General features: G+C 62.4%; 12 protein-coding genes. 8 read left to right on the forward strand and 4 right to left on the reverse strand.

From position 1 onward, the window contains the following. Nucleotides 1-16: 16 nt before the first annotated feature. The gene (locus tag WKV53_RS16200; protein WP_341405818.1) at nt 17-571 is read left to right on the forward strand and encodes an NADPH-dependent FMN reductase; all 555 of its coding nucleotides are present in this window, start codon (nt 17-19) and stop codon (nt 569-571) included. Between the two features lie 54 nt (nt 572-625). On the opposite strand, the gene WKV53_RS16205 is transcribed toward WKV53_RS16200, so the two are convergent. Further along, on the reverse strand, nt 626-940 hold the full coding sequence (locus WKV53_RS16205) for a hypothetical protein (protein WP_341405819.1): 315 nt from the start codon (nt 938-940) through the stop codon (nt 626-628). Nucleotides 941-1,064: 124 nt separating this feature from the next. Next, complete coding sequence (locus WKV53_RS16210; protein ID WP_341405820.1) at nt 1,065-1,601, reverse strand: hypothetical protein; 537 nt, start codon at nt 1,599-1,601, stop codon at nt 1,065-1,067. 246 nt (nt 1,602-1,847) lie between these two features. Here WKV53_RS16210 and WKV53_RS16215 point away from each other — a divergent pair, with 246 nt between their 5' ends. From WKV53_RS16215 to WKV53_RS16225, 3 genes are all read left to right on the forward strand, one after another. Next, the gene (locus WKV53_RS16215) at nt 1,848-2,765 is read left to right on the forward strand and encodes an ABC transporter ATP-binding protein (RefSeq protein WP_341405821.1); all 918 of its coding nucleotides are present in this window, start codon (nt 1,848-1,850) and stop codon (nt 2,763-2,765) included. Then, entirely contained in the window at nt 2,762-3,784 is a 1,023-nt protein-coding gene (locus WKV53_RS16220) for an ABC transporter permease (protein WP_341405822.1), read from the forward strand. Before WKV53_RS16215 ends, WKV53_RS16220 begins: the two co-directional genes overlap by 4 nt. Nucleotides 3,785-4,014: 230 nt before the next feature. After that, complete coding sequence (locus tag WKV53_RS16225) at nt 4,015-4,572, forward strand: hypothetical protein (protein WP_341405823.1); 558 nt, start codon at nt 4,015-4,017, stop codon at nt 4,570-4,572. A 12-nt stretch (nt 4,573-4,584) separates the two neighbouring features. Here WKV53_RS16225 and WKV53_RS16230 read toward each other — a convergent pair whose 3' ends face one another. Further along, complete coding sequence (locus WKV53_RS16230; RefSeq protein ID WP_341405824.1) at nt 4,585-5,382, reverse strand: tRNA threonylcarbamoyladenosine dehydratase; 798 nt, start codon at nt 5,380-5,382, stop codon at nt 4,585-4,587. A gap of 111 nt (nt 5,383-5,493) precedes the next feature. On the opposite strand from WKV53_RS16230, the gene WKV53_RS16235 reads away from it, so the two are divergent. After that, on the forward strand, nt 5,494-5,874 hold the full coding sequence (locus WKV53_RS16235; protein ID WP_341405825.1) for a hypothetical protein: 381 nt from the start codon (nt 5,494-5,496) through the stop codon (nt 5,872-5,874). A 112-nt stretch (nt 5,875-5,986) separates the two neighbouring features. Then, nucleotides 5,987-7,150 carry a PQQ-dependent sugar dehydrogenase gene (locus tag WKV53_RS16240; RefSeq protein ID WP_341405826.1) on the forward strand — a complete coding sequence of 388 codons (1,164 nt, stop codon included), beginning with the start codon at nt 5,987-5,989 and terminating at the stop codon, nt 7,148-7,150. Nucleotides 7,151-7,590: 440 nt separating this feature from the next. Here the strand turns inward: WKV53_RS16240 and WKV53_RS16245 are convergent, their stop codons facing one another. Continuing rightward, nucleotides 7,591-9,576 (reverse strand): sialate O-acetylesterase, encoded by a 1,986-nt coding sequence (locus WKV53_RS16245; RefSeq protein ID WP_341405827.1) that lies wholly within the window; start codon nt 9,574-9,576, stop codon nt 7,591-7,593. A gap of 354 nt (nt 9,577-9,930) precedes the next feature. Here WKV53_RS16245 and WKV53_RS16250 point away from each other — a divergent pair, with 354 nt between their 5' ends. Both WKV53_RS16250 and WKV53_RS16255 read left to right on the forward strand, forming a co-directional pair. Continuing rightward, nucleotides 9,931-18,726: a Calx-beta domain-containing protein gene (locus WKV53_RS16250; protein ID WP_341405828.1), complete on the forward strand. Its 8,796-nt coding sequence runs from the start codon at nt 9,931-9,933 to the stop codon at nt 18,724-18,726. Nucleotides 18,727-18,952: 226 nt separating this feature from the next. Next, a complete protein-coding gene (locus tag WKV53_RS16255; protein WP_341405829.1) occupies nt 18,953-25,009 on the forward strand; it encodes an Ig-like domain-containing protein in 6,057 nt (2,018 codons plus the stop codon). Nucleotides 25,010-25,044: the final 35 nt, after the last annotated feature.

Consider the following 25,044-nt stretch of genomic DNA (forward strand, 5'->3'; position numbering starts at 1 on the left):
CAATCGCCCTGCCACCATGACCCTGCGAGTGCTGACCCTCTGTGGAAGCTTGCGAGCGCGCTCTTCCAATCGCGCCATGCTGTTGGCCTATGAACGGGCGGCGCCTGACATGGCTTTCACGCACTACGCGGGCATCGGCGAGCTGCCGCATTTCAATCCGGATCTCGATGGCGAGGGAAAGCCGGTGCCGAGTGAAGTTGCCGGGTTGCGCGATGCGGTTGCAGGAGCGGATGCGTTGGTGATTTCCACGCCCGAGTATGTGCACGCGTTGCCGGGCGCGTTTAAGAATGCCCTCGATTGGTTGGTGAGCGACCCGGCGTTCATCGGCAAGCCGGTGGTTATCCTTCATCGGGCGCACGGATCGAGTTGGGCGCTTGAGTCCCTTCGTGAAGTTCTCCGGACGATGTCGGCGGAGGTTATCGAAGACGCGACCGCCTTGCTGCCGCTGGAAACGAACCAGATCGATGAAACGGCGATCCTGGCGCGTGATGATTTGCGACTCTTGCTCTTGGGGAGTGCGGCAGCGTTGAGGGCGACGCTTGATCGCAAGACCAATCAAGCGCCAGTGTGAATGGGTTCAGCTCCCGCAAAAAGACTGACCCCATCAGCACTTGTTCGGCATTTTTCATCTGAAGGTTAATGCAGCTACGATGGAGTGAATGCCGATCATAAGACCCATGGTCAGCGGCAATTGCTTCTTCTCAAGAGCATTCCCTAAAACCCAGCCGTAGATTGGTAACTGTATGCAAGCAAGACCACAAATAGAAGGAACTCTGAAGGAGTCGGGCACATTCGAGTCGAGAATGAGGCATGAAGACGGATAAAGTATACGCGCAAGAATGTAGTCTCCATGTCCAGCTCCTGCAGAGACGATGGCAAATAGCATCGTAAATGGCGTTAGGATCGCCCCGGAAATGGCACCGATAACCTTTGGGCTCATTCTTGTTTTTCTGACGAACGATAGATGTGGTGGCACGGCGGCGCAGGGCTGACAGAGCGATGCGAACGAGAGCGCTTGTCCGCCCTTGCCACCCACGACGTGTCCGGTTTTTTGTTTTCGGACTTCATGTGGATAGATGCCATGTATCTGTCTCACTGGAGTATTCCCAGGAGTCGATTAATCCGCCTGGCTGGGGGAACGAGAACGAGTAGCTGCTCCCATCTGAACGATAACCGAAAGGGCTACGAAGAAGACGTGGAAGAGTTGGCTTGGCCGGAAGCTGTGCGAGGTTCGTCGGGTAAGCTCCGTGGGTCCTGCGGTAAGCCTCCAGCATCGGCGCGACACGCGATGGATAATCCTTGGCTGCCACGACTGCGCGCTGCTGTACAAAGCGATTTGCTGGGATGGCGAGTATGACAAAGCAGCCGAGAGCCGCGACGATCGAAAGAATCGTCCATGCGGGGCGGTTTGAGCGCCCGTAGTGGAAGGCAAACAACCAGAGAATTCCAGCGACAAGTAACGCGGGTATTCCTATCCACGCGACCAGGGCGCCAAGCATCATCAGAACAAACGGGTCCATGCACCAGACGACGGCGATGAAGCACGCGACCAACACCACGCCAATGACGGGCCGGCGATTTCTGGTGAGTAGTTGACGCATCTCTATTTCTGCCGATGTTCGAAAGTCCCCCAACGGATGCGGCGGAAGCCTCCTTGATTCAAGGCGAAAGTACGCTGCGGCATCCGTCAGGTGGGACGATTTGTTTGGCATCGCTCGACCTCGGGGAGATCAGATTCGTGGCGACGTCCATTCCGGGGCGAGTTTAGCAGCCTTGGGTGGCCAGTCTATTTCCTCGCCGGTTTCCCACTTGGCAAAGGTCCACACGAAGCGTCAACTCGCGGCACCATGGATGGACCCGCGGTCGAGATCGAATACCTGCGCAAGCGCTACGGCGGCTTTGAAGCCCTGGCTGGCGTTTCGCTCAATGTCCCACGGGGCAGTGTTTTCGGACTGCTGGGGCCGAATGGCGCTGGCAAAAGCACGCTGGTGAAATCGCTGCTAACCATTGTTCGTCCCAGCGAGTGCCGCGGGCGGATGCTGGGCGAGCCGATCGGCCACCGCGGAACCCTGCGCCGCGTCGGCTATCTGCCGGAGCACGCGCGCTTTCCCGACTACCTGACGGGCCGCGAGGTCATCGGCTATTCGGCGGGACTTGCCGGTGTGCCGAAGAGCACCACGCGCGAGCGCACTTCGCGTTTGTTAGAGCGGGTCGGCATGGCCGCATGGGGCGACAAGAAGCTGGGCACCTATTCGAAGGGCATGCGCCAACGCGTGGGTCTTGCCCAAGCCCTGGTGAATGAACCCGACATCGTCTTTCTCGACGAGCCGACCGACGGCGTTGATCCCGAGGGGCGCATCGAGATCCGAAAGATGATCGAAGGCATGCGTGCGGATGGACGCACGGTTTTCGTCAACAGCCACCTGCTGGGCGAGGTCGAGCAGGTCGCCGATCACGTGGTGATCCTTTCCAAGGGCCGGATCATCGAAAGCGGCACGGTGGCGCAGCTCACCCGCCGCGGCCGGAGCTTTCAGGTCCGCACCGTGGGTCCCGTGCCTCCCGCCATTCGTGAAGGACTTGAACGCGAGGGGCTGGAGGTGAAGGGCGACCTGATCACGATCCAGTCCGACGATGCTGTGCCAGTGCAGCCGGTGATCGACTTGCTACGCGGAGCCGGCATCGCGATCCGTGAGATCCGCGAGGCGAAGCTCTCGCTGGAGGATATCTTCCTGCAAGCCGTGCAGGCTGGAAAGGAGGCCGCATGAGAGCTGCACTCGCGATCCTGTGGGATTCCTTCCAGTTGTTGCGTGCGCGCCGGCTGTTCTGGGTGGCGCTTGGGATCTCGATGTTCGTGGCGCTGTTGTATGCGTCGATCGGCTTCAATGAGACGGGCATGTCGGTGGGCTTCGGATGGAAGCAGGTCGACAGTGAGTTCATGCAGAAGGGCAAGCCCGAGGCGGCGGCATTCTACACGATGCTCTTCACGGACATCATCGCCCGCTTCTGGCTGGCGTGGTTCGCCATCGCTCTCGCGCTGCTATCCACCGCGAACATTTTTCCGGAGTTCCTGGCGGAAGGTTCCATCGGCATCTCGGTGTCGAAGCCGGTCGGCCGGATCCGGTTGTTTCTCCTGAAGTACCTTGGCGGCCTGCTATTTGTGGCGCTTCAGGTCGCGTTATTCACGCTGATCGTTTTCCTCTCGATCGGCCTGCGGCTCGGTGAGTGGAACTTCACGCTCTTCTGGGCGGTGCCGGTGGTCACCTTCGTCTTCAGTTTGATTTACGTGGTCGCGGTGTGGGTCGGCATCTGGACGAAATCCACGCTCGCCGCGTTGTTGTCGGCGGGTCTGGTCTGGGGCGTCAGCTTGCTGGCGCAGTGGACGGAGAGCTTCTTCTACAAGACTGCCTACCTGCTCCCCGAGTCGGGCATGAAAGTGGATTTCAAAACCGGAGAAATGACGACCGGCAACGCGGACGTGGAGAAGAACAACGTCATGCTCACGGCTCACGAGACCGCCAAGACGGTGACCGCGCCTCTGCCGAAGACCCGCGACTGCACGCTCTATCTGAAGCGCCTGATTCGCTTCCCCGAGCGGGACTCGCTGCTTTCCGGCGTGACCTTTGACATGCTGCTCAGCGGGCAAATGCCGGATCCGAAGATGACCGGGGCAATGCGACGGATGGAGGATCGTCACTCCGCGTGGTATGTTTTCGGCACCTCGGCGGCTTTTGAAATCGTTGTCCTCGGCCTAGCTGGGTGGATCTTCGTGAGGAGGGACTATTGAACAACAGGCCGCGCTGAGCGGGCGCCCTGAGGAAACGGTGGAACCGCCCATTCCCTTGGAAGACGTCACATGGCCGGGATCGTTGAGGTCAACGAACGTCCGTGAAGGTCGACCGCGGCAAGGATTTGGCTCGCAGGTTAAATGGAGCGCGGGTTGGATTGTTCCCGGAATCTGCAAGTCGAAGTCCATCGGACGCCGCCGAATGCCAACGGCCTCGGTCTGATCGCATTATGTCCACCGAAAATCCCTACCAGACCCCGGCGGCAACCGAGGTCGTCGCGCCGCCTGCATTGCAGGTCCGGGAGGTGCGCGAGGAGCACATGAAACACGAGGCCTCGCTCAAGGCGGTCGGGTTTCTGGGGCTTCTGGGTGGGGTGCTGCTGTTGGGTTCCTTTGCCTTTGTCGGTATCGAAGCGATCGCGGCCGGCTTGCTGGAGTCATCGTCATCGATGAGCCTGCTGTTCGAGGTGGCTTTCGGGACCCTGCAGATCATTGCGGGGATTGGTCTGCGGCAGTTGCAGGGCTGGGCGCGGATCCCGGCGGCGATCGTTGCGGCGGTCTCAATGACCTCGGTGCCGATCGGCACCATCGTCGGGCTGTATATCCTCTACCTGCTCTTCAGTCCGAAGGGCTCGAAGGTCCTGTCGGCGGAGTACCGCGAGATCGTGGCGGTGACGCCGGACATGCGCTACCGGACGCCGCGCTGGTTCTGGATCTTCATCCTCGTGGCGGTGCTGGTGCTCGTCGGATTTGTCGTCTTTGTTTTCTTTGCCGCCCGCGCTCGCTAATCCGCGGAGATCTTATTGGCTTTCGCCTAACAGCATCTCAAGCACTCGTCCCGCAGCGATCATTCCGAAGACAGCGGTGATGTGAGTGGCGGTGCCGTAGCCGGCGTCGCAGCGCAGGCCGCCGGGCAAGTCCTCGGGGCGCTCATGGCTCACGCCGCCGTCGCAGGTGGGGAAGAGCGGGGGTTCCTCGGAGTAGACGGCTTCGATCTTGAACTTGCGGATCTTCTCGCCAGCGCGGGCTTTGGGAAAGCCGTGTTCATCTCGCAGGCGCTTGCGGACGGACATGAGAAGGGCGTCGTCGCGAGTGCGGGCGAGATCGGTGACGCGGATCTGCGAGGGATCGCGCCGGCCACCGGCTCCGCCGCAGGCGATGACCGGCACGTGGCGCTCGCGGCACTTGGCGAGCAGCACGCACTTGGCGCGGACGGCGTCGATGGCATCGATCACGGCGTCGAAGCCTCCGTCGAGGAATTCGTCGACATTGCGGTCGGAAAGGAATTCGTGGCGCTCGATCACTTCGATCTCGGGCTGGATCGCCCGCAGCCGGTGCGCCATGACGCCGACCTTCGGCTTCCCGTAGGTGCCGTCGAGGGCATGGATCTGGCGGTTGGTATTGGTGACGCACAGGTCATCGGCGTCGATGAGGGTGAGCTTGCCGATGCCGGAGCGGGCCAGACACTCCGCGGCCCAGCAGCCGACGCCGCCGATCCCGACCACCGCGACGTGGGCACGGCGGAACTTTTCCAAGCCGGCCACTCCGTAGAGCCGGCCGATGCCGGAGAAGCGGTTCAGGTAGGCGTCGTCGGTCATGAGCGGGTCCTAGCCGCGGCGAAGCGGGCGTGCAAATGCCGAGTGAAGGGAAGGAGCCTCGTTACAAAAATCGCTTTGAATAGACGCCGGGGTTTGCAAGTCCCAGTCACGATGAACTCCCTGCGTTCGATTGTCGGGGCCGTCGTGCTGGCGGCCGGTGTGTGCTGGGCGGGTGAACCGACCCACGAGTTGACCAAGGAATCGGCGGTAAAGCTGATCAACCTGTTGATCGAGGACCATCAGGAGCGGATCGAGATTGTGCTGATCACCGAGGGCACCAAGGTCACGAGTGGTCTGGAGGAGAAGAATGTCCGCCGGGTGATGGCGATCCATCCGGTCCAGGAAGGAGGCAGGAGGGTCCGCCGCGTCCAGACCTACGACTTCCACTGGAATGACGAATACGGTTGGCACTGCTGGGAGAAGCGCGAGGAACGCAGCGGGGAAGTGATCTACATCTACAGCGAGACTCGCGGCGAGGTGATCATCAAGTAGGTGCCGGGCGCTCGGAAAGGGTTGCCGGGAGGGATGGATTCCGGTAATGCAAATTCATGCAACATTTGCTCCCGGAGGATCGTCTTCTCCGGGGACGAAAACCCAGCGCCTGATGAAACGCTCTTTGCTCCCGTTCGCCCTTGCCCTCCTTTCGCTGCCTCTGTCCGTCCGGGCCGGGGATGACAAGAAGCCGGTGCTTCCCGGCTTCAAATATGAGGAGATCCATTCGGGAAACGGGATGACGGCGATGGATTTCGACAGCGAGGGCCGCTTGTTTGTCTGCGAGAAGTGGGGTCGCGTGCTGGTCTTCCAGCCGAAGGGGAAGGGAGACTTCGAGAAGCCGGAGGTGTTCGCGGACTTCCATGAGCAGGTGAATCCGGAAGGGGAAAGCGGCTTGCTCGGAATCGCGCTCGATCCGGGGTTTGCGAAGAACCACTATCTTTACGTCTTTTACACCGCTCAGGCCGAGCAGCGCCTGGTGCGGCTGACGGCGGACAAGGACTTCAAGGCGGCGGTGCCCGGGCAGGAGCTGGTTTTGTTAGACGGGCTGCCGCGCACGATGACCAACCACAAGGCGGGGGACATTCATTTCCATCCGTCCGATCCGAAGGCGATCTTCCTCATTCTGGGTGACGATACGAAGCGCGAGCTCTCGCCGGATTTGGATTACTACAACGGGAAGCTGCTACGGCTCGACACCTCGAATGGCAAGGGGCTGAAGGACAATCCTTTCTATGATGGGAAGCCGGACTCGATCCGTTCGCGGGTGTGGGCGAAGGGCTTTCGGAATCCTTTCCGCTTTGCTTTCGTCCCGGGTCGACCGGCGGATGCCGTGTATGTTTCCGAGAATGGCGATGGCACGGACCGCATTGCCCGGGTGCAGCGCGGCGGAGATGGCGGCTGGGGAACGGACGGCGACAAGGGGCTGCTGAAGCCGGAGGACCCGCACACGAGCGTGCTCTACACGACCAAGCCCTGCATGACGTCCATCGCCATCGCACCCAAGGGGCCGTTCGCTCCCGATGGGCCGGTGCTCTATGCGCAGAACTGGTTCACCAAGGATCTGATGCGCTGGAAGCTCGCCGGGAAGGATCTGGCGGAGATGGCTGCGATCCCGTCGGATGATGGGAAGGCTTTCCTCGCAGAACATCAGACGGTGCATGCGACCTTCGGGCCGGATGGGGCGCTGTATCTGACGCAGACGTATTACTCGGAATCGAAGGGCGGTAACTTCAAGCTGAGCAGGATTGTGGCGGCGGGTGCGGGGAGGAACTAGCCGTGTCTCCCATCGGTCGAGGAGGCTCAAGGGATCATCGATCTCATGAGCACGAGCTCGCCGATCCGGCAGCCCGGACAAGACTCGCCTTCCTCTGGACGCGAGGCGATTGCGCCCGCTGTGGAGCAGCACGGGCAAGCTAGGTCTGGCAGGACTTCCAAGAGGAACTTCTGATAGGCTTCTTCCGACGGATTCGAGGGACCGGGGAAGGGCGGCAGCGTCAGCCGCGTCGCCCGCCATCTTTCATCGGTGAAGTGATATGCCTGCAAGGTCTCGCCCGGCTCTGGTGCCCATTCCGACGTGAGAGAGCGGAATAGCAGGCGCGCTGCACAAGCACGACAGTAGGCGTGGCTGCCAAAGAGCTGATGAGACCAGCCGGCTACAAAGCCGAAGTCACAGGCGGAGCAGTGGTATGAGGGGAGTATCCCATTCATCCGACTTCACTGCGCCGAACCGTAAGCCTCCAGCTCGGTCAGGAACCCGTGGTTCTCGCTGTACTGGTCCTGCTTGTCGTGGTGATCGGCGAAAGTGGCGCGGACGAAGCGCACGGGGCGCTTGTCGAAGCGGAGCTCGGTGCCGGCGCGGGTCTTGCCGGCGAACTCGTGCTTGCCGACTTCCTGGAACTCCTTGCCGTCAGGGCTCACGGAAATGACGATGGTCTTGGTGGCGCCGTAATCCGGCACGCCGAAGCGCACGGCCTGGATGTCACGGGAGCGACCGAGGTCGAGAGTGACATGTTTCGGGAAAGCCGGGGCATCGCCGGTGGCGAAGCAGGAGCCCGCACCACCTTCCCAATTGCCATCGGTGAGGCCGGCGTTCCAGCCGCTCTTGTTAGGATCGCTGGAGGTGAAGGGCTTTTGGAAGGCGACATTGCGGCCGAGCACCGGATCATCCGGCCAGTGGGTGTGGAAGGAGGAGGCGGGCAGACCTTCCTTGTTCATCAGGTTCGGTTCGGCCTTCTGATACCAGCCGTAGCGGGCCATCACCGGCTGGGCGACCTTGTCGGACTTGAGGACAACCTCGTTGCCAGCGATCTCGGCGGTGGCGGGCTGGAAGTTCCAGTCCGGGCCGGCGACTTCGAAGTAGCTCGGTGCCTTGCCATCGCGGGTGGCGAGGCCATCGGCGTATTGGAATTGGAGGCGGATGGAATTCCCGTCGACCTTGAAACTTTGATAAAGCGGGCCGGACTTCACGACGTTGGTTTTGCCGTAGGTATCGGCGAGTGCCCAGCGGGCGAGGCGGTATCCGACATCCAGCTTGTTCTTGGGGTGAATGTCATTGGGCGTGCCGATGTCCATGGTGACGGCCATGCCGGTGTGCGGGATCTTGAGGGCGTCACGTTGCGCGGCCCAGAGCGCTTGCAGGGCGCCTTCGCGTTCGTCGCCGTAGCCATACGGGGCGAGCTGGACGTAGAGGAAGGGTGCCTCGGGGACGGCGAACTGCTTCCGCCAGCCTTGGATCAGGGCCTGCATCTTCAGCGTGTAGAGCATCCCTTCACCGACATTCGACTCGCCCTGATACCAGAGGAAGCCGCGCAAGCCGTAAGGGACCAGCGGGTGAATCATCGCCTGATAGGTGCCGGTCGCCTGATTGGAACCGATCGGCAGCACTGGCGGCGCGGAAGGTTGGCCGGGCAGCGCCTGGTGAGCCTGGAGCGCCCGCTCGGCGGCATCCAGCCAGGCGCGGGTCGCGGTCAGGTGACGGCGCATGAGGTCATCATACTTCGGCGAGCCGGGCGTGCGGGCGTCGCGGAAGTCCCGCATGTCGCGCAAGTCCTCGATGCCCTCGAAGCCCTCGTCCGCCAGCCACGGCTCGATGCGCGAGCCGCCCCACGAGGAGTGGATCAGGCCGACCGGGACGCCGAGTTCCTCCGTCAGCTTGCGGCCGAAGAAATAGGCCACGGCAGAGAAGGGCATGGCCGAGTCGGGTGTGGCGGGAGTCCACTGGCCTTCGAAATCGTCCAGCCGGTAGGGAGAAAGTTTCTTGGGGACGGTGATCAGGCGGAGCAGGGGAACGGGTCCGGACTTCGCGATGTCTTGGTTCTCCTTGAGGGTCCCTCCGACGCTTAGCTCCATGTTCGACTGGCCGGAGGCGAGCCAGACCTCGCCGACGAGGACGTCCTTCACCTCCACGCGATTGCCGCCTTCCTCGGCGGCTTCGAGGACCCGGTTCTCGGCGGAGGCGGGCATGGCGTCCAGATCGATGCGCCATTTGCCATCGCCCGCCGCTTGCGCCGACTTCTCTTGGCCGGCGAATTTCACGGTGACCTTCTTGCCCGGATCGGCCTGGCCCCAGACCGGCACGGCGCGGTCGCGCTGCAGGACAGCCCCATCGGTGAAGATCCGCGGCAACCGCACTTCGGCGGTGGCGGGGAGCGCGGCAAAGGCGACCAAGGCCAAGGACAAGAAACGACTCGCTTGCGTCATGCGCGCGATTACGGAGCCCGCCGCCGGATTCTACCAGTTTGGATTCCTTATTTACCGCATCATTATCGTTTCCTATGTGAGTCCGATTTGGGACTGGTGGTTATTTTGTGGGGTAAAAAGTGAGCAATTGGAAACTCATGTGTTGACCGTTAGGGGTGGGATGGGGCTTAAGTGATTAATACGCGAGGAGCTTCATGGTGCGCGCCGGTGCCGTTGAAGGTGACTTTCCCCGGCGTTTCGGAAGTTGCCATGACGGAGCCGTCCGTCTGGCGATTGCTCCGTTGATTCGTTTGTTGCAGCCCGGTCTCGACCTCGACTCGGGATCTGATTTCTTCCCGAGAAACCCGTTAACTCATGAAAACCCGCCAACTCCTCCTGCTCAGCGCAGCATCGCTGGGCGTGATCACGGCCGTCGTGCTGTGGCCGGACTCAGGTCCGCGCGCCACTGCACCGGTTTCTAGCAAGGTCGCAAGCCTGCCACCGGTGGACGAGGAGGTCGCTCCGGAGGCTGGTGCCAATCCGGAGGTGAAAGGAGCTGAGGCCACGGCGGCTGTGGATGAAGCGCCGGCTGATTTCGGAGCATGGGCGAGAGAAACCCCGCCGCAACCGGACTTATCGAAGATCGAGGCTTTCGATGGCTGGGTGGGGCGGTGGAAGGCCGCGACGCCGGAAGTACGCGTGGCGATGTCGGGGGAAGGGGCTCAGCTCGCGACGGCGCGTCGTCCGGAGTTCAAGGCGCTGATCGCGACGAATCCGCGGCTGGCCTTGGAGAAAGCGGTGCCGCGCGTGGTGCGGCAGGACTTGCCGGAGGAGATCGTGGCGCAGTTGGAGGCACCGGTTTCTTCCACAGGGGATTTCAATGTCTATCAGGGACGTCCCGCGGAGGGGATGCAACTGCGGGGCGACCAGCTCACGATGCGCTATTTCGAGGCGAATGGCGTGAGCTACAAGGCCCGGGTTTTCGGCGAACTGGAGAACGTCACCTCGCGAAAGGGCGTGCCGCTGCAAGGGGTGGCGGTCGATCGTGAATTGGCCATCGCTCAGAATGGGGTGCGGCCGCTGGAAGTGGGCGAGCGCATCCCCGCAGGCACGGTGGTCGAAGAAACCTGTCCGGTTTCCGGCGAGACGACCCAAGCTGTCTCGACCGGTGAAGCGGTGAGTGATCAGACGCCGACGGTCGAAATTGGCGGGCGCGTCATCACGCTTTGCAACGGCTCGCACGTCTCCGTGCTGGAAGATGAATACCGCACGTGGATCCAGGCGAGCGGACCCGGCGGTGCGGGCTTCTTCACGGACAATTTCCCGGGGACTTCATCGCGGGCGATCGGCAACCTTCGCTGCCTCTACATCCGGGCGACGTATCAGGAACAGGTCTCGGCGCCGAATACCGAGGAGGAAGCCTACAGCGACATGCGGAATACCGCGCGCTACTACCTCGAAAGCTCGTATGGGAAGATGACCACCACCACCACGGTCACCTCGCTGGTCACTCTGCCGCACACGATGGCATGGTACAAGGCGAAGGACGCCGATGTGGACGGACTCGGCCTGATTCACACCGAGTCGCGCAATGAGGCGCGCAAGCTTGGCTACGACTCGAACCAATACGACTGCATCATCGTCCGCATCAATGGTGGTCCACGCCTCGAAGGCATCTCGTGGGGCGGCGGCTCCAGCGTGTGGATCACCTGGGGTGGCATGGACGTGCTCAATCACGAGTGCGGCCACTCGCTCGGCCGCAACCACGCGAACTACTGGAGCACGACCGACGGCACTGCCTACGGAAACGGAGCCAATGAGGAGTATGGCAACTCCTTCGACGTGATGGGCGGCGGCGGCGGCTTCAGCGCTCACTACAATACCATCAGCAAGCGCGCCCTCGGCTGGCTGCCTGACGCCTATGTCCACCAGCCGAAGACGAACGGCGTCTATCGCATCTACGCCTACGACCAGCCGCAGCTCGAGGAAGGGAAGCGGTATGCGCTGACGGTGGCGAAGGACAGCGTCCGCCAATACAACGTCGAGTTCCACGAGGCGCGTGGCGGGCTGCTCGCGAATTCAGCGTTGGTTCTCTACAGCGGCATGGGCAGCAATGCCGGCCACTTGCTCGATACCACACCGGGCAGTTCGGGCGGGAAGGGTGACGGGGGCATCGCCATCGGTCGCACCTACTCCGACCTCGAGGCGGACATGCATTTCACGGTGATCGGGAAGAATGCGACTTCGCCGCCTTCCCTCGATGTCGCCTACTACCGCGGTCCATTTCCGGGTAACAACGCGCCGACGCTCACGCTCAATGCCAGCGCCACCACGATCGCGGCCAATGGCAGCGTGACCTTCACGGCGACAGCGAGCGATGCCGATGGCGATGCGCTTGCCTACTACTGGGACTTCGATGATGGCGTTACGGCCGCGAATAGCGCGGTGGTGACCCGCACCTTCACGACGGTCTCGCAGGTGACGGCGATGCTGACCGTCTCCGACATGAAGGGCGGCACCGCCCGTCGCCATGTCGTGATCAACGTGGGCAGCCACGGCAAGCAGACGGTGACCGGCGCGATCACGTGGAATGCGCAGCCGCTGCAAGGCGTGCGGGTTTCGAATGGCACCAAGTACGCCTTTACCGATTCCAGTGGCAACTATGCGCTGTCGGGCCTCAGCACCGGCTCGAACACTCTGACTGCCACCCTGAACGGCTTCACCTTCACTCCGTCCTCCTCTACCAGTCCGCTCAATGTCGTCGCCGGTGCCAACACCGTCGACTGGACCGCCGGCAACTCGACCTTTGTCACGCTGACGAAGACGGCCGATCCGGTGGAGGGCGGAGCAAATGGCTCCTTCACGCTCACCCGCACCGGCGACACGACCGCGAGTCTCGCCGTCCGCGTTTCGCCGGTCGGAGGCACCGCGACGAAGACGACCGACTATACCTTCGCGCCCGACTACGTGTCAGATGGTAGCTATTGGACCTTCACGATTCCCGCGGGCCAGGCCTCGCTGGTGGTGAATGTGGCCGCGGTGAATGATACCGCGCAGGAAGGACCGGAAACGATCACGCTCCAGCTCGCGTCGAATGGCAATTATCTCTCGAACGCCGGCAATTCCATGGTGATGACGGTGGGTGACAACGACACCGCGCTGCCGCAGGTGGCCGTGGTTTCGAACGATCCCTATGCCACGGAAGCTCCCGCCGATGCCGCCAGCTTCACTTTCACGCGCATTGGTTCCACGGCCGCGGCGCTAAATGTGTCGGTTGCCTGGAGCGGCACGTTCACCAACGGCTCCGACGTCACGACCTTGCCGACGACGGTCACGATTCCCGCGGGTCAAAGCAGCTTCACGCTCGCGGTGAACCCTCTCAATGATACTGCGATCGAGGTCCCCGAGACGATCATCGCCACGATCAACACGAACGCGGCCTACATTCGCGACACTGCCTCCACCACGGCCACCGTCACGCTTACTGATGACGATACGCCGGTGGTCACGGTCAGCGTGCCGGATCCTTCCGCCTCGGAGGCAGGGCCGGACTCGGGACTATTTCTGATCAGTCGCACCGGCAGCACGGCAGCTCCGTTGAAGGTTTACTACGGCGTCCATGGTAGTGCGCTGCACGGGACCGACTATGCGGCGCTGAATGGCGAGGTGACCATTCCCGCCGGAGCGACCAGCGCGCCGGTGGTCATCGCTCCCTACAATGACGATCTCGGCGAGCCGGCGGAGAGTGTGGTGCTTGCCGTGACCACCTTCAACGATGCCTACAGCCTGGGCTCCTCTTTCCAGGGCACGGTGATGATCGCCGACAATTCCGACGTTCCCGTGATCAGCCTGCGTGCCGGCACGGTAGGCGCCGAGGGTGGTTCGAATCCGACAGTGATCTTCCGCGCGGTGGGAACCGGCGGTGGCAATGTCACGGTGAACTACACGGTCAGCGGCACCGCGACTTCCGGCAGCGACTTCTCGGCGCTTTCCGGCAGCGTTTCCATCCCGGCTACCGGGACGAACGATGTCACCCTGACGATCCCGGTGATCAATGATGCCGTCGCGGAATCGACCGAGACGGTGATCGTGACGATCACTCCCAGCGCCAACTACAAGATCTATAACAGTGCCTCGGCCGAAGCGATCATCCGCGACAATGACAGCGGCAGCGATCGCGTGATGGTCTCCACCGCCAACCAATCGCCGAGCGAGGCGGGTGCTACCGGGCAGTTTTATTTCTCGCGGACCTTAAGCGCCGGTGATCTCACGGTGAACTACGCGATCTCTGGCACCGCGACCAATGGCGTGGACTACGCCTCCCTGACAGGCAGCGTGGTGATCCCCAATGGCCAGACTGGCGTGGACGTGCTGATGACGCCGACCGACGACGCGATCGCGGAAGGCACCGAGACGGTCACCGTTACCGTGCTCCCCGGCACCGGCTACGGCCCGGATCGCCCGGGGTCCGCGACGTATGAGATCATCGACAATGAGACCCCGTCGGTCGCCGTCGGCTTCCAGGCCGCGACGGTGACGGTGAGCGAGAATGATGCGGGCGGCGAATACCGCGATATCCCGGTGACGCTTTCCGCCTCCTCGGCGAACACGGTGACCGTGGACTATACCTCGAGCGGCGGCAGTGCCTCGGGCGATGACATCGACTGGTCCTTCGTCACGGCGGGTAATGTTCCGATTCCCGGCGGAACCCTGACCTTCGCACCGGGTGTGACCTCGCAGAATATTCGCGTCCGTATCAAGAACGATGGCGTGATGGAACCGGTGGAGACCGCGATGCTGGAGTTGCGCGCGCCGCGGTTCGCAGCGCTCTCGCCGGGCCTGGCGAAGCAGTCGTTGCTGATCTTCGATGCGGCGCCATCGGCGATGGTGCTGGAAGAGCGCTGGGGAAATACCGCGGTCTACACGAACCAGTCGTGGAGCACGAATACGCCGAACTATGCCGGCGTCCTCTACTCATTCACCACGCCGCAGGATGTCGCCGACAACTATTCGCGCCGCTTGACCGGCCAGATCGTCGCGCCGGTCACTGGCACCTACAAGTTCTGGATCGCATCCGACGATGCCTCGCGGCTCTACCTGAGCACGACCTCGTCGGCGGCGCAGAAGGTTCAGATCGCCACGCTCTCCACTTATACCAACTTCCAGAACTGGGACGCCAATGCGTCACAGGCTTCCGCAAATATCACGCTGACGGCCGGGCAGTCGTATTACATGGAAGTCCAGCACCAGGAGGGTGGCGGAGGCGACCACGTATCCGTGGCATGGCAGGGACCGAATTTCAGCCGCACCCCGATCACGCTGGCCACGCCGGAGAATACCGCGCCACGCTTTGTCAGGCTGGCCACGCCCGCGACGACCCGCACCGAAGCCGATGGCAGCGAGCCGATGTTGATGGCAGTGCTGGATCGTCCTGCGGGAAGTACGCCGGTCACCGTACAATTTACCGTCACCGGCACTGCGACCGCTGGCAGTGACTACAATCTCACGCCCGGCACCCTGACCTTCGCCGCCGGCGAGCAGGTGAAGCTGCTGCCGCTTACGATCCTTTCCGACGCGATCGGCGAAGCACCGGAGGCGATTGTCGTGTCCCTCACGAGCCCTTCCGGGGCAAGCCTTGCGTCGCCGTCGACGCACGTCATCACGCTGCGCGACACCGACACGCCGGTGGTGAACGCGGTCTTTGCCACCGCCACTTCGGCGATGGCTTCGGGCGCCGTGATCGGCACGTCCACCGCCACGCCGGCTTCTGGCCGTAGCATCACCGGGTGGAGCATCGTGGCAGGCAATACCGGGAATGCCTTTGCGATCAATGCCTCGGGGCAGGTCTCGCTGGTCACGCCCGGTGCGCTGCCAAATCCGGGCAGTGTTCAACTGGTCGTGCGCGCCACCGATAACGTCGGCGCTGCGGGCGACGGCTTTGTCAACGTGATCTGCAATGCCCCGGCCAATGGCGTGGTGGAGCAGCGGTGGAACGGGAACTCCGCCTTCGACAACGAGGACTGGACCGGGACGGCTGCTTACACCGGCACTCGCCCGAATTTCACGTCGGCCCAGGACGTGGCCGACAACTACTCGCGCCGTCTCACCGGCTATCTCAAGCCTGCCACCACTGGCGACTACACGTTCTGGATCGCGGGCGACGACGACTGCCGCCTCTACCTGAGCAGCGACGGTTTCCCCGCCAACAAGGTGGAGATCGCCAACGTCGACGGCTACACGAATTACCAAGCGTGGGATTCACAGTCGCAGCAAAAGTCTGCGGCGATCCCGCTGGTTGCTGGGAAGGTCTATTGGCTGGAAGCCCAGCAGAAGGAAGGCGGCGGCGGCGACCACGTGTCCGTGGCGTGGCAAGGCCCCGGCATCTCCCGCCAGGCAATCCCGGCGAGCGTGGTTTTCCCGAATGTCGCTGGCGCGAACTTCGAGAATCCGCCGGTGCCGCCGAGCATCGTGCTCACCTCGCCAAGCGCGGGCAGCTCCTTCAATGCAGGAGATAATGTGACGCTCACGGCGAATGTGGCGGGCGGTTCGATGGCGATCACCGCGGTGGAGTTCTATCGTGACGCGACCCTGATCGGCTCCGACAACTCCTCTCCCTACAGCGCGACGTGGTCGGGTGCCACGGCTGGGAATTTCACACTCACGGCGAAGGTGACCTACACCGGCGGTGGCGTGACTTCGGCTGGTTCGGCAATTTCTGTCGTCGATACGAACCCCGCCGGCGACCCGGACGGTGATGGATTCACCACCGGTCTCGAGACGGCGCTTGGCACGAACCCGAATTCCGCGGCATCGCAGCCGCCCGCGCTCTACGCCAACCTCCGCGCCTGGTGGAAGCTGAATGAAACCAGCGGAATCAACGCCGACGATACCACGGGCCGAGTTCAGGATGGCACCGTTACCGGTGCGCTATGGACGAGTGGCATCACCGGCAATGCGCTGAGCTTCGATGGCGTGGATGATGGCGTGCTGGTCGGCACGTCTGCCGCGATCATTGGTTTGGGTGATCTCTCGCTGACGGCCTGGGTGAAGGTCGATCCCGGTTCGCCCCTGGGTACCGTGATCCAGCAGCGCGATTCCGGAGGGACCGGACAGCAAGGAAACTACATGCTGAACGTGAACGCGAACGGCACGGTGAATTTCTTCATCTATGGCGGCAGCGCCTATCAGTTCGACCTGACCACCACCGGCGCGATCAATGACGGCCAGTGGCATCACCTCGCCGCGCTGCGCAGCGGGACTTCCGGGAAGATCTACATCGACGGCGTGGAAGCGGCGGCCGGCAGCGGAACCACCCAGCCACTGCTGTCACGAGCCGTCGCGATCGGCTACGACGCTCGTGACAATACCAAGCGCTTCGATGGCTTGATCGACGATGTGCGCATCTACGAGCGCGCGCTTTCCGCCGCAGAGGTTGATGGCCTCCATGATGCGCTCGTGCCGAATCGTGCTCCTGCTTTCACCACGGACCCCGTGGTCAAGGCCGCGGCACCCGAGGACTCGGCCTATAGTGGCAACCTTGCTGCGAATGTCAGCGATCCCGATTTCGGCGACACGTTGACCTATTCGAAGCTCACGGGACCGGCGTGGCTGAGCGTGGCTTCAAACGGCGCTCTCTCCGGCACGCCGTTGAATGCCAACGTGGGGGTGAACACCTTCACCGTCCGCGTTACCGATCCCGGCGGTCTGAGTGATGACGCCACGATGTCCATCACGGTGACGAATACCAACGATGCGCCCGTTTTCGCCGCGGATCCGATGACCGGCGGCAATGCCACCGAGGATAGCGCCTATTCCGGCAGCATTGGTGGCACGGCGAGCGACGTGGATGCAGGCGACAACTTGACCTATTCCAAGTTCAGCGGCCCGGCATGGCTCAGCGTGGCTCCGAACGGCGTGCTCAGCGGGACGCCCGGCAATGGCGACGTCGGCTCCAACAGTTTCACGGTCCGCGTGACCGACAGCGGCGGACTTACCGATGATGCGGTCTTCAACGTCACCGTCATCAACGTGAACGATGCTCCTGCCTTCAATGTCGATCCGATCGCGGGTGCAGCGGCTACCGAAGACCAGAGCTACAGCGGCACGCTGGCGAGCAGCGCGGGCGATATCGATGCCGGCGACACCTTGACTTACTCCAAGGTCTCCGGTCCCGCATGGCTGGGTGTCGCTTCCAATGGTGCGCTGTCCGGCTTGCCGATGAATGGCGACGTGGGAGCGAATAGCTTCACCGTCCGTGTCACCGACGGCTCCGGCGCCAGTGACGATGCTGTCCTCAATATCAGCGTGGCCAATGTGAACGACGCTCCGGTCTTCACCGTGGATCCGATGACGCGTGAAGGCGGCACTGAGGAAGTGACCTACGCGGGAACGAGTTTGGCGGGAACGGCAATCGATGTGGATGCGGGTGACACCATCACCTATTCCAAGTTCAGTGGTCCTCCCTGGCTGAACGTTGCCGCGAATGGAACGCTCAGTGGCACGCCGCCGGCAGGAAGCGGTGGCAGCAATGTCTTCGTCGTCCGCGCCACCGATGTCTCCGGTGCCCATGATGACGCGACGCTGACGATCGACATCGTCGGCGCGTCGTTGCCCATGCCATGGGATGAAATGGAGATCGGTAGCGGCACCGTGGCGGGCTCGTCCGCGCACAGTGGCGACACCTACACGGTCTCCGGTGCGGGCGCTCTTGGCAGCGGTTTCCTGAACAGCCGCAATGACGCCTTCCACTTCGTCTGGCAGACGATCAGCGGCGATGGCGAAATCATTGCCCGGATCAATTCGCTGCAAGCCAGTGGCACGAATTCGCGGGTCGGCGTGATGATCCGCGACACCTTGGCCTCGAACTCGCGCCATGTTTTCATGGGCATGACGGACGACAACGACTACCGCTGGGTGCGCCGGACGGGCATGAATGGCAACACGTCCACCACCAGCAGCGGCACTGGCACGACGCCGAATGCCTGGGTCCGTCTGACTCGGGTGGGGGATACCATTACCGCCTACAAGAGCAGTGACGGCACGACTTGGACCCAGGTCGGCAGCTTGACTGCCAATTACCCATCTAACTGCTATGTCGGCCTGGTGGTTGCCAGTGGTAGTGCCGATGGATTGAACACCTCCCAGTTCAGCAACGTGAGCGTGACTCCCTGAAGACATCGGGAGGGGAATCCAGATTGATCAGCGCAAGGGCGACGGTGTTCCGTCGCCCTTTTCGCGTGAATCGGGTCGATTGGCAGAAAATATCTTAAAAATCGCCATTAAACGATAAAAAGTGATTGTGTGACGGCGGGTTTTGCGATTTTTAGATGTTCGAATCGTCAAAAATGACCCGAATAAGCGGCGATTTAGGCGATTTGACCCCAAAAGCCCACGACCCATGAACCCCACTAAATCCTTTGCCAGGAGAGCCCTCGGACTGACGCCATGGTGCATCTCCGGCCTTACTATCCTGACGGCAAACGCGGCGGCCCCGGTCGCCTATGACGACGTGATCGCCGGCAAGGCGGACACACAACTCGTCCTCGATTACCTGTTGCTCAACGACACGGATGCTGATGGCAATACGCTGAGCATTTCCGCCGTCGGGGCGCCCGCCCATGGCACTCTAACAGCACTGGGTGGCAATAGCTACCGCTACACGCCCACCGCCGGCTACGCGGGACGGGACAGCTTCACCTACACCGTGGCGGATGGCACGGGCGGGACGGATACCGGGCTGGTGACCATCTCGGTCAATGCGGCTTATGACGTCGAGGCGGTGCGCACCGCGATCCTGACGGGAGTCGCGCAGCTCGCGGATCCCACCCAGCCGGGCCATATGAGCGTGTGGGGCCCCACCGCAGTGAGCATCTCGAACTACGCGGGTCAGAACGAGACCCAGCCGATGATCGCGGCCGCGACGCTCGGGGCCGGACGGGTGGTGGTGATGCCGGACCACCAGTGGTTCAACATGGACAACTACGGGAGCCAGTTCAACACCGGCACCTACTACCAGAACGCCATCAACTGGGCCGCCGGGACGACCAACAAGGGAATCGCGATCGTAACGGTCAATGCGGCGTGTTCGACGTGGCTCGCCGCACAGGGCTACACCAACGTGACCACCACGACGGAGGCAAACTTGCCGACCGCGCTGGCATCCGCGAATGTGCTCGTCGGCTGGCTCGGAAACAACACGCCTGCCGCGTCGATTTCCGCGGTATCCAATTTCCTGAGCAATGGTGGCGCCGCACTGCTTTGCGACTATTCGCCCGGCTACTCCTGGTGGTGGGGCAAGCAGAAGTGGCAGATCCCGTCGGCGATTGCGTTGCGCGAAGCCGGTCTCGCCTTTGTTAGCGATGACCTCGTCTGGTCCGGTCCTTTCACGACCAACCGGGCGGACGACGTGATGACGCTGGATACCATCGTCAGCCTGATGGCGAATCCGGGAGCCTACACCCAGAACCAGAAGGACCTCGCGGTGGTAGTGATGCAGCGGATGCTCGAATCCCTCGATCCCAATGACATCGCCTACGCACGGCTGAATGCCGCCTTCAAGAATGCCGTCGGAGCGATCACGCCCACGCCGCTGGCACCGGTGACCGATTCATTCCAGCGCACGCTACTCAGCATCGAATGCTCGCAGCTCGCCAAGCTGGCGCCCGCATCGATGACTGCTCATCGCGCTGCTCTGGCAGTAAGCCCGACCGCACCGCGCGTGACGAATGCGACCTTCGGCCTGGAGGCACCCGCGGCCGCGCATTCAGAGAAGACGATCTACACGCCCTTCTATGCAGCGCCTGGCGAACTGGTAACGATCACGTTCCCCGCGGCGCTTTCGACCATCAATCTGGACGTGCGCACGAGCCATCTTCGTTCGGCTCCCGGTGACGCGACCAGCTATCCGGTGATGCCCGCTCAGATCATCAATCGGGATGTGACCAGCACCACGGTGCAGGTCGCGAATCCCCACGGCGGCCTCATCCAGATCATCGTGCCGAGCAATGTCACTTGGAGCGGCACCCAGAACATCACCGTCACGGGAGCGGTGCAGGCACCGTATTTCAAGCTGGGCACCACCACCGATGCACAGTGGGTGGCGGGCATTCGCAGCCGAGGCACTCCTTTCGGCGTCATTGACTCGCCTGAAGCCACGCTGGTGGTCGATGCCGACAAGTGGTTGCGGACTCTCTCCGATCCGGAGGCGGTGATCACCGAGTGGAACTACTTCTGCGGAAAGGTCCGCCAGTTCTATGCCTACAATCCGGGCCGCCAGCTGCCGATGCACCACGACTTTTATGCAGCCGGTGGCGTGTCGACCTACCCGCAGTCGTATGACCTCACCGACGAGATCACCAACTCGCTCAACCTGAAGTCATCCGCCTACGCGCTGACGCTCCACGAATACGGCCACATCTGCGACTCGGATAATTTGCTGTTCAACGGCTTCGGCGAAACGAACCCGAACCTCGGCGGCAAGTGGCTCCAACAGACCGAGCGCAACTATGCGTGGAAGCAGTGCCTGGCTGTCGGCCGGGTCAATCGCTACCTCACCGTGGCGAGCGATCCCGACCTCTGGACCGAGGAGGCCCACCATGCGGTGGATGTGAAAGTGGTTCCCTTTGACATCCTTTCCGCCCAATTCGGCCCGGCTCTTCTCAAGGACACCGTGGCGGCAATGACGGCCTTGTCGCCGATCTCGACCAGCCAGGGGAAGATCGACGAATGGGTCCGCCAGCTCAGCAATCGCACGGGCTATGACATGACCACGTTTTTCGAGGCCTGGCTCTTGCCCGTGTCAGCGTCGGTGAAGACCGAGCTTTCGGGATTGCCCGATTGGATGCCGGTCGACCGGACTCCCGAGTCGCTCACGCTGGCGCAGGACACGACGGTCACCTTTGAGAATCCTGGCAGCAACGACTTCAGCTACGACGGCGGACTGAACCTGACCGCGGTTTCGCAGCCGGCTCACGGCGTGGTCGCGAACCTTGGCAATGGCAGCTACACCTATACGCCTGCTGCCGGCTACACCGGCTCCGATAGCTTCACCTACACGGTGACGAATGCCACCGGCAATGCGTTCGTTACCACGATCCCGGTGAAGGTCGTCGCCGCGGCGAATGATCCGAAACTGGTTGCCTTCGATGGCGTGGCGGATGGTTCCAACTGGACCCTGGTGCAGCTCGACAAAACCTACACCTCGATGGTCGTGGTCGCACAGCCGCTGGCCGGTGCCGGTGCGCCGCCGCTTGCCAGCCGCATTCGAAATGCCAGCGGCTCGTCCTTCGAGATCCGCCTGGATCGTCTGGATGGATCCGCCACACCGGTGGGACCCACTGGTGTGCGATACCTCGTCGTGGAAGCTGGGGTGTATAACCAGGCTACCCATGGCATCAAGATGGAGGCGGTGAAGTATACCTCAACCGTGACCGACCGCGGAGGATCCTTCACCGGCACCACCCGAGACTTCGCCTACACGGGCTACGACCACTACTTTATCCCCGCGGTCTTCGGCCAGGTGATGACCAGCAATGATGCTTCATGGTCGGCCTTCTGGTATCAGGCGACCGACAATCGCCTCACGCTCGGCAAGCATGTCGGTGAAGACCCGAATACGACCCGAGCCAATGAAACGGTCGGCTACATCGTGATGGAGTCGGGTTCCTATCAGTTCGGCAATTATCAGATCCAGGTGGGTGGGCTCGGCTTCGATTCCTACGCCGGCCTCGGATCGCTCAGCGACAGCAGTGCCAGCCACAGCTTCCCGCGCTTTCCCACCATCCATTCGGCGCAGCTCAGTGCCGACATGTCGGTCCCGTGGGGCGGCACCGATGCCGGGAAGGACGGCTACGTCGCGATGCAGACAGTGGTCGGCGGGAATTCATTGGGCGGTTACCTGACCGAGGACTCGCTCGGCGATGCCGAGAAGACGACTGGCGAAAAAGGCGGTGCTTATCTGCTCGCGCATCGCACCGGCGGCGTGCCCTTCGCGAAGGCGGATCAAGGCCGGGCGATCTCCGGCACCTCGTCCTTGCTCGATGTGCTGGGCAATGACTCGGTGACCGGCAATCCCGTGGTGAATATCACGCAGCCGGCACATGGCGCGGTCGTGATTCACACCGATGGCAAGCTGATCTACACGCCCACTGCCGGCTACACCGGTCCGGACGCATTCAGCTACACCATCACCAGCGGATCTAACACCGCGACCGCGCCGGTCTCCCTGCAGGTGATCGCAAGCACAGCGGTGCAGGCGGGTGTCACGGCGGATCGTTTCAACAACATCACCGGGGGCTCGGTCTCGAACCTGACCAGCAGCGCGAACTATCCGAACAGTCCAAGCACGCGGACCGTCTGGACTTCGGTGAATTCCGGCCAGAACGTCGGCGACAATCTCGGCCACCGCATCTACGGCGTGGTCGTGGCGCCGACCACCGGCAACTACACGTTCTGGATCGCCAGCGATGACTCCAGCCAGTTCTCGCTAAGCACCGATACCGACCCCGCGAATGCGGTGATCAGCGCCAGCGTGAACGGATGGACGAACTATCAGGGCTGGGACGAGAATGCGTCGCAGATGACCGCGGTGAAATCACTGATCGGTGGCCGCGCTTACTACTACGAGATCCTGCACAAGGAGGGCGGCGGTGGCGATCACGTCTCGGTTGCGTGGCAAGGCCCCGGCTTCGCCCGCAAGGTGCTGGCCACGCCAGACATCTACACTGCCGGTGAAAACGCTCCGACACTGGTCGCGGCTCCGGCCAACCAGAGCATGAACGAGAACGCGGCTCCGCTGGTGCTCAATGTCGGCGGCGTCTTCGTCAGCAGCGATCCCGGCGATCCGCTCACGCTCGCCGTCCATGCGAACAACAAGCCGACCCTCGTAGGCACCACGCTCAATGGCAGCCAGCTCACGCTCACGCGTCTCGGCTTCGAGACCGGCACGGCGACCATCACCTTGCGCGGCACCGATCGCACCAACACGCTGGTCACCGCCAGCTTCACGGTGACGATCAATGACAATTTCCCGGACTCGGATGGCGATGGCCTGACTGATTCGTGGGAAGTCACCAACTTCGGCAGCGTGGGTGCCCAATCTGGCAGCGGCGATCCGGATGGCGATGGCTTGAGCAACGCCGGCGAACTCGCCGCAGGGACCAACCCCAACAATGTCGACAGCGACGGCGATACCTTCCGCGATGGCTTCGAAGCCGCCGCCGGTTCGAATCCGAATTCCAACAGCTCTACGCCGCAAGGGCTCTATGCAGGCCTTGCTTCCTGGTGGCGTCTCAATGAAACCACTGGCAGCACGGCGGCGGATGTGGCGGGAGCACACACCGGCACCGTCAGCGGCGCGGCGTGGGCCACCGGCATTTCCGGCAATGCGCTGAACTTCGATGGCATCGACGACGGTGTGCTCCCCGGCACTGCCGCGGCCCTCACCGGCAGCGGCAACTTCTCGGTGTCGGCTTGGGTCAAGATCAACCCCGCTTCACCGCTGGGCACTGTCATCGAGCAGCGTGATCCTACCGGTTACGTCGGCGAGTATGCTCTCAATGTGAACGCCAGCGGCACGGTGAACTTCATGGTCTACGGCTCCGGTGGCTATCAGTTCGACCTGACGACCACGGGCACGGTCAATGACGGCCAATGGCACCATGTCTCGGGCGTCCGCAACGGGACCTCGGGGAAGGTTTACATCGATGGCGTCGAGGCGGCGTCGGGCACCGGCACGCTTCAGGCCCTGCAATCCTTCGCGGTTTCCATCGGCTACGACAACCGCGACAACAACAAGCGCTTCAAGGGCTTGATCGATGACGTTCGCATCTACACGCGTGCCTTGTCGGCCACTGAGGTCAGCGGGCTGCGTGACGCGCTGGTCCCGTTGCCTCTGCCGTGGAGCGATAGCGATGTTGGCACCGGTATCACCGCTGGCTCGGGCACCTATGCGTCCGGGACTGGCACTTACACGTTGTCTGGGGCAGGTGCTCTTGGCAGCGGCTTCCTCGCCAGCCAGAATGATGCCTTCAACTACGTGTGGCAGACGCTGAGCGGGGATGGCGAGATCATCGCCAAGATCAGCTCCTTGCAGGACACCAACACCGATTCGCGGATTGGCGTGATGATTCGCGACACGCTGGCGACGAATTCGCGCCATGTCTTCATGGGCATGACGGACGACAACGACTACCGCTGGGTCCGCCGCACGACGGCTGGTGGCACCACATCGACGACCAACAGCAGCACCGGCACGGTGCCGAATACCTGGGTCCGTCTCACCCGCGTCGGCACCACCATCACCGCCTACAAGAGCACCAATGGCACAAGCTGGACACAGGTGGGCAGCCTGAGTGCGAGCTTCGCCACCAATTGCTACATCGGTCTGGTGGTCGCCAGTGGCAGCGCCACGGGGCTGAATACGTCACAATTCAGCAACGTTAGTGTAACTCCATGATGGGGGAGTTATTCCGGGTGTAAGGCCTTGGAAAA

The organism is Luteolibacter sp. Y139, assembly GCF_038066715.1.
Classification (GTDB): Bacteria; Verrucomicrobiota; Verrucomicrobiia; order Verrucomicrobiales; family Akkermansiaceae; genus Haloferula; species Haloferula soli.